Here is a 14,539-nt window from a genome sequence, read left to right as displayed (position 1 = left end):
ACCCCTCTTCCAGCCCGCGGGTCAGAGCCCGCGATTGCGGGATCGCCGCACAGGCGTCGTGCAGCGCATCCAGCGAGGGAAAGGGCGTGTCCCAAAGCGCGACCTGCACCTCTTCGCCCTGGGCCTGGGCCATCAGCTCGGCCATCGACAGGGGCTTGTCCGTGGCGCCGGACTCGGCTCCGCCCCCGCACCAGTCGCGCAGACCCAAGCGGTCAAATATGAAATCGTAAGTCGCCATGCGTTCCCTTTTCCGGGCTGATTTCGCCCTGTCTATTCACGCGTTCATCCAGACGGCAGCGCCGTCCCTTGCCATCCCCGGCCCAGCATGTCCGGGACGGGTTTTTCTATTGCAGCAGCTTGACCAGACGCCCGCGCGCTTCGTCATTCAGCCAGTCGGCCCATTGTTCAGGGTTGTTTTGCAGGAAATGAACCGCAGCTTCCTCATTGGTGGCGTTGTGCGCTTCCTTCCAGGCCAGCAGCGCGCTCATCTCGTCGGTATTGCAATGCAGCTTTGACATCAGCGCGGCGATTTCGGGTTCGCGGTCGACGAAATCGCGGGTGGCGACGGTCAGCACCTTGCCGGGCGGATAAGCACTGGCCTGGGGGTCGGGGCGGTCCTCTGCCATATTGGCGGCGTTCACCGCTAGGTCGAGCTCGGCAAAGCGCACCTCGGTCCTGTCATATTTGCCCATGACCTCGGTCGGCGCCCTGTAATAACCGAACCAGGGATCGCCGGCCCCATAGGCCGCGGCGAGCGAGGCGTTCAGCGTTTCGGCAGAACCATGTTCGAAGGTGACGATCTCCGCCGCTTCAAGCCCTAGGGCGCGGCCGTTGTTGGTGTTCATGATCCGGCTGGTCCAGCCCAAGGGCGTGTTGTGGAACCGGTTGCCCCCAATATCGTGCGTCTCATCAGGTAGGTCCTGTTTTTCATGATCTTGCAAAGGCGGGGCGCCGGCATCCGGATCGGGCCAGCACCCCGCGAAATGGCCGCTTACTGCAACAGTTTGGAGAGCTTCTCGCGGGCCGCGTCATTCAGCCAGTCGGCCCAGACGCCCGCGTTGTTGGTCAGAAAATGCACCGCCGCCTCTTCGTTGGTGGCGTTGTTCTCATCCTGCCAGGCCAGCAGCTGGCTCATCGTGTCGGTCTCGAAGGTGACATTCGACATCAGCTCCGCGATCTCGGGATGGTTCTCGGCGAAATCCTTGGTCATCACGGTCAGCACCGGCGCATTGGGAAAGGCCGAGGGCTGCGGGTCGGGATTGTCCGGGTTCTGGTTCGCCAGATGCGCCGCTTCGTCATAGTCGCCCAGATCAATGCTGGTCATGTCGAACTTGCCCAGCGGCGTGGTCGGGGCCCAGTAATAGCCAAACCACGGCTCCTGGTTCTGATAGGCCGCGGCCATCGAGGTCGCCAATGTCTCGCCCGAGCCGTGGTTGAAGACCTCGATCCCGGCGCCTTCGACATCAAAGGCCCGCAACAGGTTGTCGCTGACGGTGCGGCAGCCCCAGCCATCGGGGCAGTTGTTGAACATGCCACCGACCAGGTCGGGATTTTCCAGAACGCCCTCGATCGTGGTCAGTTCGGGATGGGCCTCGGCCAGATAGGTCGGAATCCACCAGCCCTCGACCCCGCCGGGATCCAGCACACTGGTCAGTTCCACGATACGCCCGTCTTGCTTGAGCTTTTCATAGGCATCGCTGGCCGAGTTGGGCCAGAGCTCCGGCACGATGTCAGGTTCGTTGTTTTCCGACAGCGACGTGACCGCGGGTGTCGTGTCCGAGGGCACGATGGTCACATCGCAGCCATAACCCTGTTCCAGCAGGAAATTCGACACCGCGACGACGATGCCCGCGCTGGCCCAGTTCATTTCGGCAATCGAGACTTCGCCGCATTCTTCGGCGGCAAAGGCGGCTGAGGCCGGAACGATGGCGGCAGCCAGAACGGCGCTGCACAGGTAACGTTTCATATTGTCTTCTCCTCTGTGGTCTGAAATCAACCCGACCGGCGCAGGGTTACAAGGCGGGATCGGGACAGCACTAGGCAGGCTGCATCCATCTTGACGACCGCAGCAGGGCGGCCCCGGGCCGGGCTTATGCGATTGCAAAACAAGAAGATGACGAACCCCCTAGGTTGTTACTTTGGGCGAGGAACCTAACTTGCTGTCGCAGATACGCAACCCAAAAGCGAAAAAATCATCAGCCGGTAGAAAGCCCTCCGTCAGGATGTCGGCAGTTCAGAGAAACAGGAAATCATCCGCCACAACACCGTCCGGCCCCAGCCCGGTCAGGGTGATCGTCCCGGTTCCGGTATCGATCACCAGATCATCACCCCTTGTGGTAAACCCCAGACCGTCCCCCCCGGAAGCTCCCAGAAACAGGTGAATCCGGTCAGTACCCGAAACGAAATCGGTGATGCGGTCATGCCCGTGATCGGCGTGAAAGACGAAAACATCGCGCCCCGGTCCGCCAGTCAGGATATCGTCTCCGGGTCCGCCGTAAAGCCGGTCATTGCCGGCGCCACCATATAACCTGTCATTGCCCGGACCCCCGAACATGAGATCATCCCCCGGACCACCATAGAGATGATCCTGCCCGGCACCGCCATATAATATATCATCGCCCGGACCGCCATGAAGCCGGTCATTGCCGGCGCCACCATAAAGACGGTCATTGCCCGACCCCCCATAAAGCCGATCCGCACCCGGCCCCCCGAACAACAGATCATCCCCCGGCCCACCATAGAGTTGGTCCTCTCCGAAACCGCCATAGAGCCGATCATCGCCCGCCCCGCCATAAAGTCGGTCATGGCCCAATCCCCCATAAAGCCGATCCGCACCCGGCCCCCCGAACAAGAGATCATCCCCCGGCCCACCATAGAGTTGGTCCTCTCCGAAACCGCCATAGAGCCGGTCATTGCCGGCGCCACCATAAAGATGGTCATTGCCCGGCCCCCCGAACAACAGGTCATCCCCCGGCCCGCCATAGAGCTGGTCATCGCCCGCGCCGCCATACAAGATGTCATGGCCCGGCCCGCCATAGAGCGCGTCATGCCCCGACCCGCCGCTCAACAGATCGTCCCCGGGGCCACCATGGATCACGACGTTTTCCGGTTCGCCCTCCGGCGGCTCCTCGCTGCCGGGCTCTCCGGTCGGGTCGCCGGTGTCGAAGGGCGGCACCTGCAGACGGTCGGGTGTGCCAAGACGGGCGGTGGTCCAGAAATCTTCCGCACCGAGCGGGGCGCCGTTCCAACTGTCGATGCGGATGCGGCTGTCATACAGGATCAATTCGGCACCGGTCGCCGTGGTCTTGACGGTGATCTGCGCCGGGCTGCGCAGCATCGGAAACAGGCTGAGATCCAGCCGGTCCAACCCTGGCTGGTAATCGGTGATGTGCAAGGTGCCCGCGGTCGGGCGCAGCACGAAAAGATCGCGCCCGGCCCCGCCGATCAGCACCCCGCCCCCCGGTCCCGAGACCAGCACATCATCGCCCGCCCCGCCCGATAGCCGATCCTCGCCATCTCCCCCCAGGATCAGATCGCTGCCCGCCGTGCCCTGCAAAAGCGCATTTCCGGGGCCGGCATTGCGGATCACCGCGCCCAAAGCGGCCAGTGGCAGCGTGAATTGCGACAGCCCCGCAGCGCCCTGCGCGGCGACGAAGATCTGCAGGGCTTCCCCGACCTGGGCGGCACGGATCGCGGTGACATTGTGCAGCCCGCGCCCGATCTCGTGGGCCAGGCTGTGCAGGTGGATCAATTGCCCGTCGGGCAACAGGGTGAACAGCGCCAGCCCGTCATCGCCGCCCCCCGCCAGCACCAGCACATGGTCCTTCACCGTGACCACCTCAAGCGCCTGCACCGCGCCGAACCGCGTGTCCAGCGTGTCGATCAGGTGGTCGGTGGCGCTGAGGCTGCCATCGGCCCCGACCCGCAGCACCGACAGCGAAGAACTGCCCGCGGCGGCCAGGATCCCCCAGTTCTGCCCATGGGCGGCAACGGTGCACAGCGCCGTGGGCTGCGCCACACCCAGACCGTCGGCGGCACCCAGCCGAGCCGTGGCCTCCAGCAAGCCCCCGGTCAGAATGCGAAAGCTGCTGACCCCCTGCGTGCCGGCATCGGCCGCCAGCAGCCAGTTCTGGGTCCCGACAGACACGCTGTGCAGGCTGACCGCTCCCGACAGGATCGCCGCGCCGGGATCCGCGCCAGCCCCGCCAGCGTCAAAACTGCGTGTCGCACCGCCGGGTTCGATCACATGCGCAGCGATCCGGCCGGTGGCGTCATCGGCCAGATAAAGCACCATCGCGCCATCCTCGCGCGCGGTGCTGGTCAGCGCCGCGTTTTGCCCCCCCGCCCCCTTCACGATCGCGGTCAGCGCGCCGATGCTCCCGTCCGGTTCCAGCCCATAGCCCAGCAGGTCGCTGTTGCCAGCGCCGGGCAGGATCAGATGATCGCCCCCGTACAGGGTGACCGCCTGCATTGCCCCCATGGCCATCCCCGAAACGCTGAACCAGGTGGTCCCGGCCAGTTCCGCCAGCGCGCCGCCCCGGTCCAGACGCCAGGCGCTGAGCCCGCCATTCTGCCCGGTCGCCGCATAAAGCAAGCTGCCGGCACCGGTTTGCAGGATGCGCATGTCGCGCAGATCCACATCCAGCCCGTCCTGTCCGGTGGTCAGGCGGCCGGTCAGAGTCAGCTTCATGGTGGTCCCCACCCCATGAGAAAATTCGTCGCAAAACGCAGGATCGCGCCCTCCAATGGCCGAAAAGATGCCGAAATCGGGCAAAGGCAGGGCGTTTGCCGAAAGCTTGACTCAAATCCCCGCGAGTGTCCCCACAGGTTGACAAACCATGAACCGCGCGCGCGCCGGAGTAGCGCCGGGTTCATGTTCCACAGCGCAGGGTGACGCCCGAACCCATTGGCACAGGAGGTCCCGATGCCGGACAGCTCGCCGATCCTTGCACTGCCCTATCTGCAGGCGGCCCAGGCGCAGAAACACGTGACCCATAACGAAGCCCTGCAACGGCTCGACCTGCTGGTGCAGATGCGCGTCGCGGGCTTTGCCGCCGAGACCCCGCCCGACCTGCCGCAAGAGGGCGAGCTCCATGTTCTGGGGGCCAGCCCGGGCGGGGTCTGGGCCGGCCAGGGCGGCAAGATCGCCGCCTTTCTCGATGATGGCTGGAGCTTTCTGGATCCGCTGCCCGGCTGGCGCGCCTGGGGCATCGCCGAGCAGGAATTGCGCCTGTTCGATGGCAACATCTGGCGCGCCGCGAGCGGCGGGCACGACAACCTGCCGGGGGTCGGGGTGAACACCGGGGCCGATATGGTGAACCGGCTTGCGGTCAGCGCACCGGCGACCTTGCTCAGCCACGAGGGCGCGGGGCACCAGCTCAAGGTGAACAAGGCCACCGCCGGCGACACCGCCGCGCTGCTGTTCCAGTCGGACTGGAGCGGCCATGCCGAGATCGGGCTGGCGGGGGAGATTGATTTCTCGATCAAGGTCTCGCCCGATGGCACCAGCTGGACCGAGGCGCTGCGCCTTGATGCGACCAGCGGGCTGGCCGGCGGCGCGGCGGTGCAGGCCGCTGCCGCCGATATCACCCCGGGGCGGCTGATGCGGGCCGATTACGGCTATGGGCCGGGCAATCTGCTGGGGGCGGTGGCGCAATCGGGCGGCCTGCCCACCGGGGCGGTGATCGAGCAGGGCAGCAATGCCGGCGGCAGTTACACAAGATGGGCCGACGGCACCCAGATCTGCTGGCAGGTGCTGGACCTCGGGTCGATCACCGGGCGCGGCAACGGCACGACGACACAGCCATACCATACCGCAGACAACAATATCTGGACCTTTCCAGCGCTGTTTTCTGCCCCGCCCGTGGTCAGCAACCAGACCCGCGTGGACACCGCCATCATCGAGGATCGCTTCACCGTGGGCACCATCGGCACGCCCTCCAATTCCCAGGTTCCGGCGGTGCGGGCCATGCGCCTGTCCGACAGTGCCGACGCTGCCGACGCGCTGGGATATCTGACCGCCGTGGGCCGCTGGTTCTGAGGAGGACATCATGAAACTGACACTGCATCTGAGCGCCGGCCGCCCCGGCGACCCCGACACCACCGCCCATGTGACGGGCGACATCCTGAGGGTGAATGGCACAGAATACGATCTCTCTGCGGTGCCCGAGGGCGGGTGCGCCACACCGCAGGGCGATCATCCCTTTGTCGGGACGATCCGCCGGGCCGATGGTCTGATCCATGCGGCAATAATCTGGGGCTATGACAGCACCGCAGCGCGCCCCGATCAGGGATCACAACCGATTGTCATCGACATTACTCAGGGCCGGATCAGCGTTCCGGTCGCGCGCAGGACCGAGGTACCGACATGAGCTTTTCCCTGGAGATCCTCCCGGCCACGGCGATCGCCGATCAGAACCAAGCGGCACGGCGCGCCGCCATCAATGCGGAATGCCGCCGCCGGATCCTGGCGCTGCTGGACCAGACCGCACAGCTTAACCTGGCCGCGGATGCGGCGGCCGGCCGGTTGCACCGCGCCGACAAGGCCGCATACCGCGCCAGCCTGGCCTGGCGCGACGCGATGCGGGCCCGCGCCGGCGAACTGGACGCAGACGGGCAGGCGGATTTCACCGCCGATGCCGCCTGGCCGGCCCCCGGCGCCCCGGTCACGGAACTGGCGGCCCGGTTCTGACCCCCTCCGGGTCAGGGGTCACTCGCGGGCATAGACATCTTCGTAGCGGATGATGTCATCCTCGCCCAGATAGCTGCCGGTCTGCACCTCGATCAGCACCATCGGCAGCTTGCCGGGGTTTTCCATCCGGTGCACCGCCCCCAGCGGCACATAGACCGACTGGTTCTCGGTCACCAAGGTCACCTTGTCATCCACCGTCACCTTGGCGGTGCCCTGGACCACGATCCAATGTTCGGCGCGGTGGTGATGGCTTTGCAGACTGAGCGCGGCACCGGGATGCACGACGATGCGCTTGACCTGAAACCGCTCGCCCACCGCCAGGCACTCGAACCAGCCCCAGGGGCGGTGATCCTTGGGGAAACTCTCGGCCTGTTTGGCCGGTTTCGCCTGCAGCGCGGCCACCGCCTGTTTCACGTCCTGCGCACGGGATATATCGGCCACCAGCACCGCATCGGGCATCGCCACGGCGATGATGTTCTTCAGCCCCAGCCCAACCAGTTCCAGCCCGTCATCTTCGCTGCGCAGCAAGGTGTCGTCGCAGTCCAGCGCCGTGGCCGGCCCCGACAGCGCCACGCCGCGTGCGTCGCGCGGGGCCTCGCGCCAGACTGAATCCCAATCGCCCAGATCCGACCAGCCCGCGGCAAAGGGCACCACCGTCAGGTTTTCGGCCTTTTCCATCACCGCATAATCGATCGAGATGTCAGCGGCCTTTGCCCAAGGCTCCGGCGCCAGACGCAGAAAGCCCAGATCGGGTTTGCCCTGGTCCACCGCCGCCTGCACCGGCGCGATCAGCTCCGGGGCATGGGCGCGAAAGGCGGCCAGAATGGCGCGCGCCGAAAACAGGAAAATGCCAGCGTTCCACAGGTAATTGCCCGCCGCCAGCAGCGCTTCGGCGCGGGCGGTATCGGGCTTTTCGACAAATCGGGTCAGCGCCAGCGGCCGCGGCGCCCCCGCGCCGGGGGCGTCGGCCAGTTCCAGATAGCCATAGCCGGTTTCCGCATAGGTCGGGCGAATGCCGAAGGTCACCAACTGCCCGTTCTGCGCCGCCGCAACCCCGGCCTGCACCGCCGCGCGAAAGGCCGGCGCATCCGGCACCACATGATCCGAGGGCGCCACCAGCAGCAGCCCGTCGGGGTCGGATTTTTCCTGGTACAGCGCTGCGGCCAGCACCGCGGGCGCGGTGTTGCGCCCGTCGGGTTCGATCAGGATCGCGGCCGGGTCGATCCCCGCCTCGGCCAGTTGTTCGGTGACGATGAAGCGAAAATCGGAATTGGTCAGCACCATCGGCGCGGCAAAGCCCGGCCCCGACAACCGCGCGGCACTGGCCTGAAACAGCGTGCTGTCGCCGATCAGGGCGGCAAACTGCTTGGGATAGCTCTTGCGCGACAGCGGCCAGAGCCTTGTGCCGGACCCACCGCACAGCAGAACCGGTGTGATCATACCAGCGCCCCCGGCCCACCCGGTTGCTGCCCGCCGCGCCCCAGCATTCGCGTTTCTGGCCAATATGTCATAACCGCCCCCTTCTTTGTCCCGTCAGTATGTTCATCTTTGCAAATCTATTTCCCAAATGCGTCCCATATGCCAGCATGGAGCAGATGCCCCGCCCCAGACGCAAGCGATGCCGCCTCTGAAACTCCCCTCTCCGGTTCTATCCTGCCAGATTGCCGGTGTCTGTAAAATCCACTGTTGTCCACCTGCCCTGTTGCCCCGCAGAAAGGAGCCACCCCATGCCGAACCCGGCGCATTTCGCCGATGAAGACCTCAGCGCCCTGCTGCGCCTGCTGCGCTGGCGCCGCGATGTGCGCCATTTCCGCCCCGATCCGGTGCCCGAGGCGGCGCTGGCCCGGCTGCGCGAGGCGATGGCGTTGGCCCCTTCGGTCGGCAATGCCAGACCCTGGCGGGTGGTCCAGGTCGATGATCCGGCGCTGCGCCAGCAAGTGCGGGAGGTGTTCCGCGACTGCAACAGCGCGGCGGCAGCGCGCTATCGGGGCGAACGCCGCACCGCCTATGGGCAATTGAAACTGGAAGGGATGGAAAACGCGCCGGTGCAACTGGCGGTGTTCTGCATCGCCGATCCCGCGCGCGGGCACGGCCTTGGCCGCCGGACCATGTCCGAAACCCTGCAGCAATCGGTGGCGATGGCGATCTTCAGCATCTGGCTGGCGGCGCGGGCGCAGAATCTGGGGCTGGGGATGGTCTCGATCCTCGATCCCGAACGGGTCGAGACCCTGCTCGGCATGCCCGCCGACTGGCGCTTTGCCGCCTGGCTCTGCATCGGCTATCCCGAGTTCCGCGACGACCTGCCGCTGCTGCACCGCACCGGCTGGCAGGAGAATGCCGAAAGCGCCTGGCTGCGGCTCGCCCCGCGCGAAAAACCGCCCCGCCCCTGAGCAAGATGCGGCCGGCCTCACCGGCGGGCGCGCCATCGGGGTCGGCGCGGCACAGCCCCCCGGCAAGCTGACCTCTTGCCCCCCTCTTGCGGCCCGCGGCCGCTTATCCGGCCCCTTGATAGCCGGCGTCGCCGTAACCGCGCAGCACCGCATGGACCAGGTGTTTCATCCAGGCGGCGGTGGCCGGGGCCGGCACCTCAAGGCGGGCCAGCCCATCCGGCAGATCGCGCGGGTCATAGCCGTAGATCACCGCCAGATGCGCCAATGCGATCAGATAGGCCCCTTGCGCGTTCACATGGATCGTATCCGCGAACAGATCCTCGATCCGTGCGAGCCCCGGGGCCGTTCCGGCCGCTATGGCGTCATAGACCGCGGCCATGATGAGCGGGCCGGGAATGACCCGCATCGGCGGCGCCCCCGGCGGGCGGTTGCTGTTGACGTGATCGGCAATGCCCTGCCAGCGCGCCATCTCCAGCGGCAGACGCTGGCGAAAGCTCAGATGCCCTTCCGGATCCTTGTGGGGGTTCGCGAAATCCGGCCCGCTGTCGGTATTCACCCAGGTGGCGTAGAGCATGGTCTCGGCACCGGCGCCCTGTTTGCCGGCTTGCCAGGCATGGCGGAACCAGCGCCGGGCCATGTTTTCTGAATCGTGCCATGGCACCGTCCCCGACAGGGGAGCCCGCTCGGTGAGCACCAGCAGATCATAAGCGGCGATGTCATGGCGCGCATCTGGCAGGTATTCATTGCGATGTTCCCAGCGCCAGTCCATCGGGCTGCCGGGGATCGTCGACCGGGCCATGACCCGGCCCCGTGCCCTGTGCTGGCCGGCGGCGGCCACCATCATATCCAGCACCGGCACGATGGGGTCGGTCAGCGAGTGGCCCGAGTGAATCACCCGGATCGAAAACGGCCGCGCTGCGGATGCCCGGGCCGCGCCCGGCCCGCTCAGGCCCAGAAGCGCCGCCGCTGCGCCCCCCTGCCAGAAGGCCCGCCTATCCACGCCGCCCTTGCTGCTCTGACCATATGGGCCGGCATCCGGCCTGCGATCGCTCATGGCACCAGATCCCCTTCCCGCCGCGCGCCCGGCCTTGACGACTCACCCAGTGCCACCATGCCAGCGTTGTGCGGAAAGTCCACATTTCCCCGCGGTTGAGGCTTTCGGGCGCCGCCGCAAGCCTTACAGCGGCGGCTGGAAGAAGGCCGGCGGGGCCGCGCCGCGCGCCAGACAGGCCAGAAAGCCGCGCGCGCTGTCCAGCGCCTCGCGGATCGTCACATCCATGTCGAGATAGCGATAGGTGCCCAGACGCCCCACAAAGGTGACCCCGCGCGTCGCTTCGGCGCGGGTGACATAGGCCTGCAGCAGCGCCTTCTCCGCGACCTGGCGGATCGGGTAATAGGGGATGTCGCCGGGCGCGGCGGCGCGCGAGAATTCGCGGTAGCAGACCGAGCCTTCGTGGTCCTCCCAGGGTGCGAAATGCTTGTGCTCGGTGATGCGGGTATAGGGAATATCCGTCGCGCCGTAATTCATCACCGCGCAGCCCTGGTAATCGCCGGCATGGGTGAACCGCTCGAAATCCAGCGTGCGATAGCCCAGCCGCCCCAGATCATAGCCGAACCAGCCATCCAGCGGCCCGGACCAGAACACATGTTCCCATGCGCCCGCCTCGGCGGCATCGAACACCGTCTTGAGCCGCACTGTAATGCGCGGATGGTCGAGAATATTTGCGATCATCGCCGTATAGCCCTGTTCGGGCATGCCCTGAAAGCGGTGGAAGAAATAATTGTCGTCATAGTTGAAGCGCAGCGGCAGCCGTTTCAGGATCGCGGCCGGCAGTTCCGAGGGGTGGCAGCCCCATTGCTTCATCGTATAGCCCTTGAAGAACGCCTCATAAAGCTCGCGGCCGACAAAGCGCAGCGCCTGTTCCTCGAAGGTCCGCGGCGCGGTTATGCTGGTATCGGCCTGTTGCGTGGTGATGAAAGCGCGGGCCTCGTCGGGGCGCATGGTGGTGCGGAAGAACTGGTTGATCGTGTGCAGATTGACGGGGAGCGAAAACACCTCGCCGCGGGCGGTGGTCTTGACCCGGTTCTTGTAGGGCAGAAACGTCGCATGGCCATTGACATAGTCCCAGACCTCCGCGTCGTCGGTGTGAAAGATATGCGGGCCATAGACATGGACCATCACCCCGGTGTCGCGGTCGCGTTCGGTGTGGCAATTGCCGCCGATATGGTCCCGTGCATCCACCACGGTAACCGCGTGGCCGGACTCGGCCAGATGCCGCCCGATCACCGCCCCGGACAGGCCCGCGCCCACCATCAGATATCTGCCCATTGCATTCCTTTCCAAGGCACCCAAGCCTTGCCTTGCCTTGCCTTGCATATGAACCCCGTCTCGCGGTTCGATGAGCACAACCTTAGCGATTGCATTGAGCTGCGCAATCACCTAGTGATAGCACGACCCCTAGATGGATACAGGTGGAGAGATGAGCCGATTGACCGCCGGACCCCGGTCCATGACGCCCCAGGACCGACCGCTACGGGGGCGGGCGCAGCGGCCCCGCACTGATCTTCGGGCGGTGTAAGAAACCGCCCGATCCGGTGCTGGCCCGATGATCACCCTGCAGAACCTTGCCCTGCCCGAAACCGCGATCTGCACCGAGCATGATCTCTATTACCGGGCCTTTGGCGCCGCCGGCTATTCCCAGAGCCGCGGCGAAATCCGGCTGGAGCGCCAGACCCGGCTGACCCTGGACACCTATTTCAACCTGCTCAATATCGGCAAATGGCACCACAACTGCGACCTGGATGGGCTTTACGCCGAGATCGCGGGCGGCGGCCTGGTCGAGATCCGGATCGTGCAGGCCTTTTCGGCGCGCTCCTGGGAGGTTCTCTATTGCGAAATCGTCACCCTGGATCCGGCACGGCCCTATTGCGCCGACCTGTCCCATTACGCCGCCACCGCGCCGGTGCTGGGGCTGATCTATATCGCGATCACCGCGCTTGGCGAAGATGGGGCCACCGTCTCTGGGGGCCGCTTCGCCACCCGGACCCGACTTGCAAAATGGCCGGAACTGGCGGTCAGCATCACCACTTTCAAACGCGAACAGGCGGTGCGCGCAACCGTTGCCCGGCTGGAACGTTTCCTGGCCGGTTCTGACCACGGCGCGCAGATCCGGGTTCAGGTGGTGGATAATGGCGCCAGTGCCGGGATCCCCAACAGCGCCCGGGTGCGCGCCATCGCCAATCCCAATTACGGCGGCGCCGGCGGCTTTGCCCGCGGTCTGCTCGAGGCCGAACGCAGCGGCTGCAGCCATTGCCTGTTCATCGATGACGATGCCAGTTTCCACATGGAAAACATCGCCCGCACCTATGTCTTTCTGGCGCTGTCAAAGGAGCGGCGCACCGCCGTGGCCGGCGCGATGATCAGCAACACCCATAAATGGGCGATGTGGGAAAACGGGGCGCTGTTTGACGGGCTCTGCCGCCCGCTCCATGGCGGCACCGATCTGCGCGACCGCAAGGCGGTCTTTGCGATGGAGCACGCATCCCTGCGGGCACAGCCGCCCACCTTCTATGGCGGTTGGTGGTTCTTCGCCTTCGCCATCGACCAGGTGCGCCATCATCCGTTCCCGTTCTTCGTGCGCGGCGATGATATCTCGTTCTCGCTGATGAACGATTTCAACATCTGCACCTTGAACGGCGTGGTGTCCTTTCAGGATGATTTCTTTGAAAAGGAAAGCGCCCAGACCCAATATCTGGACCTGCGCAGCCACCTGATCCACCATCTGGTCTCACAGGATCTGGACCGGCCCGCCCTGGCCACCGCCAAAACCGCGCTGCGCCTGATCCTGCGCTCGCTGCTGCGCTTTCACTACGAGACCGCCGCGGTGCAGTTGCTGGCCTGGCAGGACATGATGCAGGGGCCGGATTTCTTCGACCAGCATATCGACATGGCCGGGCGCCGCGCCGCCATCGGGAAGATGATCCGCACCGAACGCCTGCAGGCTGTCGCGCCCGGGGCGCTGGCGCAGCGGCAGAAATACACGCTGCGCGCGCGCGCCCGGCGCCAGCGCCTTGGGTTGTGGACGCTGAATGGCCATCTGCTGCCGTTTTCCGCGCGCCGCTGGGACCGGATCGTGCTGGACAGCGGCGCGCGGGGCAGCGTGTTTCCCGCCCTCGGCGCGGCCCGCATCACCTATCTGAATGCCGCCGGTGACAAGGGCTATACGGTGACCCAGTCGAAACGCGCCTTCTTCGCGCTCTGCTGGCAGATAGCCCGGACGCTCGGGCGTTTTCTGCGCCAGCATGACACTCTGAAAGCCGCCTATCGCGAGGGCTATGGCCCGAGGACCAGCCGCACCTATTGGGAAACGGCGCTGCTGCAGCGCCCGCCGCCGCCACCGCTCCAGATCCGTGACCAGCAAGAGAAACGTCCCGCATGAAACTTGTCTGTCATATCGGCACGCCGAAAACCGCCTCGACCTTTTTGCAAAACACCATGGTCGAAAACCGCGACTGGCTGCAGCAAAACGGGGTGATCTATCCCGACCTGCTGGCGCGCAGTCCCAATCACATCACCCTGTTCTATGCCGCCAGCGAACAGATTCACGATTTCGCCCGCGAGTATGGGCTAAAGACCCGCGCCGATGTGCTGCATTTCCGGGAAAAGATTGGCCATGCGCTTGACCGGCAGATTTCTGATGCCCCCAAAAACGCCCGCACGATGCTGGTATCTTCGGAAAATCTGACTGGAAATCAATATAGTATTCAAAATCTCCGGGATCTCTTTTGCCCGCGTTTCGACGACATCAAGATCGTCGTCTATCTGCGCCGCCAGGACGACGCGATCCTCAGCATGTATGGCGAATATATGCGCAAGGGGTTCAACGGCATGAGCTTTCCCGAATTCGTCAGCGCCTGTCTCGGCAAAGGCAGCCCCACACCCTATCTCTATTACCGCCGGATGCTGTCCTCCTGGATCAATATTTTCGGCAAACCGGCGCTGGAGGTGCGCCTCTTTGACCGCGCCCATCTTGCGGGCGGCGACATCCTGCGCGATTTCATGACCGTGGTATTCGGATCCGACCTGCCCGATCTGTCGCAGATCCGGCGCGCGGCCCAGGACAATACCGGGCTGGCGGCGCCGGTGCTGGAATTCCTGCACCGGATGTATCCCTATATCCCCCGGCGCAAGAACGATGCCCTGAACATGGACCGCATCCGGCTGGGTCCGCGCATCGACGCCCTGCCCGCCACGCCGCGCCCCCAGATGGCGCCGGACCTGTCACAAAAGATCATGGAGCATTTCCGCCCCGCCAATAGCTGGCTGCGCAAGACCTTCTTTCCCGAGTTCGACGGCCCGGTCTTTCCCGATCGCCGCCCCGGCGACCTAGACAGCAACATGGGGCAGATCAGCCTCGCGCAATTCGCCGAATATACCGGTCATCTGTTCACCTGAGCG

At 65.3% G+C, this 14,539-nt stretch carries 12 protein-coding genes and 1 pseudogene; 6 read left to right on the top strand and 7 right to left on the bottom strand.

Translation table 11 applies throughout. The annotated features are described in order from the left end of the window. The 4 genes and pseudogenes from JAO82_RS12310 to JAO82_RS12295 form a co-directional block, all read right to left on the bottom strand. Nucleotides 1-238: pseudogene (locus tag JAO82_RS12310) on the bottom strand (glycine/betaine ABC transporter permease); the annotation flags it as partial. Between the two features lie 106 nt (nt 239-344). Next, nucleotides 345-941 (bottom strand): glycine betaine ABC transporter substrate-binding protein, encoded by a 597-nt coding sequence (locus tag JAO82_RS12305; RefSeq protein WP_198686682.1) that lies wholly within the window; start codon nt 939-941, stop codon nt 345-347. Between the two features lie 50 nt (nt 942-991). Next, the gene (locus JAO82_RS12300) at nt 992-1,966 is read right to left on the bottom strand and encodes an ABC transporter substrate-binding protein (protein WP_198686681.1); all 975 of its coding nucleotides are present in this window, start codon (nt 1,964-1,966) and stop codon (nt 992-994) included. A 267-nt stretch (nt 1,967-2,233) separates the two neighbouring features. Then, complete coding sequence (locus JAO82_RS12295) at nt 2,234-4,690, bottom strand: calcium-binding protein (RefSeq protein ID WP_198686680.1); 2,457 nt, start codon at nt 4,688-4,690, stop codon at nt 2,234-2,236. Between the two features lie 234 nt (nt 4,691-4,924). Here JAO82_RS12295 and JAO82_RS12290 point away from each other — a divergent pair, with 234 nt between their 5' ends. Genes JAO82_RS12290 through JAO82_RS12280 form a run of 3 tightly spaced genes read left to right on the top strand, consistent with a single transcriptional unit; the run spans nt 4,925 to nt 6,691 of the window. Beyond that, nucleotides 4,925-6,040 carry a DUF2793 domain-containing protein gene (locus JAO82_RS12290; RefSeq protein WP_198686679.1) on the top strand — a complete coding sequence of 372 codons (1,116 nt, stop codon included), beginning with the start codon at nt 4,925-4,927 and terminating at the stop codon, nt 6,038-6,040. Nucleotides 6,041-6,050: 10 nt separating this feature from the next. Further along, nucleotides 6,051-6,371: a hypothetical protein gene (locus JAO82_RS12285; RefSeq protein ID WP_198686678.1), complete on the top strand. Its 321-nt coding sequence runs from the start codon at nt 6,051-6,053 to the stop codon at nt 6,369-6,371. Continuing rightward, nucleotides 6,368-6,691, top strand: a complete 324-nt coding sequence (locus tag JAO82_RS12280; RefSeq protein ID WP_198686677.1) for a hypothetical protein — start codon at nt 6,368-6,370, stop codon at nt 6,689-6,691. Before JAO82_RS12285 ends, JAO82_RS12280 begins: the two co-directional genes overlap by 4 nt. Nucleotides 6,692-6,709: 18 nt before the next feature. Here JAO82_RS12280 and JAO82_RS12275 read toward each other — a convergent pair whose 3' ends face one another. Continuing rightward, nucleotides 6,710-8,131: a mannose-1-phosphate guanylyltransferase/mannose-6-phosphate isomerase gene (locus tag JAO82_RS12275; RefSeq protein WP_198686676.1), complete on the bottom strand. Its 1,422-nt coding sequence runs from the start codon at nt 8,129-8,131 to the stop codon at nt 6,710-6,712. Nucleotides 8,132-8,418: 287 nt separating this feature from the next. On the opposite strand from JAO82_RS12275, the gene bluB reads away from it, so the two are divergent. Next, on the top strand, nt 8,419-9,081 hold the full coding sequence (bluB, locus tag JAO82_RS12270; protein WP_198686675.1) for a 5,6-dimethylbenzimidazole synthase: 663 nt from the start codon (nt 8,419-8,421) through the stop codon (nt 9,079-9,081). Nucleotides 9,082-9,184: 103 nt separating this feature from the next. Here the strand turns inward: bluB and JAO82_RS12265 are convergent, their stop codons facing one another. Both JAO82_RS12265 and JAO82_RS12260 read right to left on the bottom strand, forming a co-directional pair. After that, nucleotides 9,185-10,135: a hypothetical protein gene (locus JAO82_RS12265; RefSeq protein WP_198686674.1), complete on the bottom strand. Its 951-nt coding sequence runs from the start codon at nt 10,133-10,135 to the stop codon at nt 9,185-9,187. Nucleotides 10,136-10,258: 123 nt separating this feature from the next. After that, the gene (locus JAO82_RS12260; RefSeq protein ID WP_198686673.1) at nt 10,259-11,410 is read right to left on the bottom strand and encodes a UDP-galactopyranose/dTDP-fucopyranose mutase family protein; all 1,152 of its coding nucleotides are present in this window, start codon (nt 11,408-11,410) and stop codon (nt 10,259-10,261) included. A gap of 277 nt (nt 11,411-11,687) precedes the next feature. Here JAO82_RS12260 and JAO82_RS12255 point away from each other — a divergent pair, with 277 nt between their 5' ends. After that, the gene (locus tag JAO82_RS12255) at nt 11,688-13,520 is read left to right on the top strand and encodes a glycosyltransferase family 2 protein (RefSeq protein ID WP_198686672.1); all 1,833 of its coding nucleotides are present in this window, start codon (nt 11,688-11,690) and stop codon (nt 13,518-13,520) included. Then, the gene (locus tag JAO82_RS12250) at nt 13,517-14,536 is read left to right on the top strand and encodes a hypothetical protein (RefSeq protein WP_198686671.1); all 1,020 of its coding nucleotides are present in this window, start codon (nt 13,517-13,519) and stop codon (nt 14,534-14,536) included. The genes JAO82_RS12255 and JAO82_RS12250 overlap by 4 nt, the downstream gene beginning before the upstream one ends. Nucleotides 14,537-14,539: the final 3 nt, after the last annotated feature.

The sequence above is a fragment of the Pontibaca salina genome (genome assembly GCF_016307205.1).
Taxonomy (GTDB): Bacteria; Pseudomonadota; Alphaproteobacteria; order Rhodobacterales; family Rhodobacteraceae; genus Pontibaca; species Pontibaca salina.
The sequence above is the reverse complement of the archived record's forward strand: the minus strand, read 5'-3'. Positions and strand labels throughout refer to the sequence as shown.